Below are 430 nucleotides of genomic sequence, written 5' to 3'. Positions count from 1 at the left end.
CGTTGACCCTGTTTCTCAATAACACGACAACGAGAATAGTTAGGATCTTCTTTGTTTAACCAATAGAATTCATCTAATACTGACGCGTTATCGATTTCTAATGAAGGGATAGATCTGAATAAGTCCCACAAACATTCAAAGTGGTTCTCCATTTCACGACCACCGCGGACAACATAGCCTTTTAAAGGAATATTTTCTCCGTCAAGACTACCACCTGCTTTAGGTAACTCTTCTAAAATATGAATCTTAGAACCTTCCATTTGACCATCCCTTATTAAAAACAAGCTGCAGCAAGTGAAGCTAGACCAGATCCGATTAAGTAAGCGGATTTGTTTTCTACATTTTCAGGTTTTTTAGGGCGCACAAATGCTTCATAATTTCCATAACTGTAATACATATCCACCAAGTCCTTTCGTATTGGAATACACTC

Annotated in this window: 1 protein-coding gene; it reads right to left on the bottom strand. The window is 37.9% G+C overall.

The features are described 5' to 3' along the window. The coding region (locus CKW40_RS46280) for an oleate hydratase (protein WP_244571578.1) at positions 1–260 on the bottom strand (260 nt) is incomplete at its 3' end. Positions 261–430 lie beyond the last annotated feature (170 nt).

This window comes from Mesorhizobium carmichaelinearum (genome assembly GCF_900199455.1).
Taxonomy (GTDB): domain Bacteria; phylum Pseudomonadota; class Alphaproteobacteria; order Rhizobiales; family Rhizobiaceae; genus Mesorhizobium; species Mesorhizobium carmichaelinearum.
This window is presented reverse-complemented; position numbering and strand designations above follow the sequence as displayed.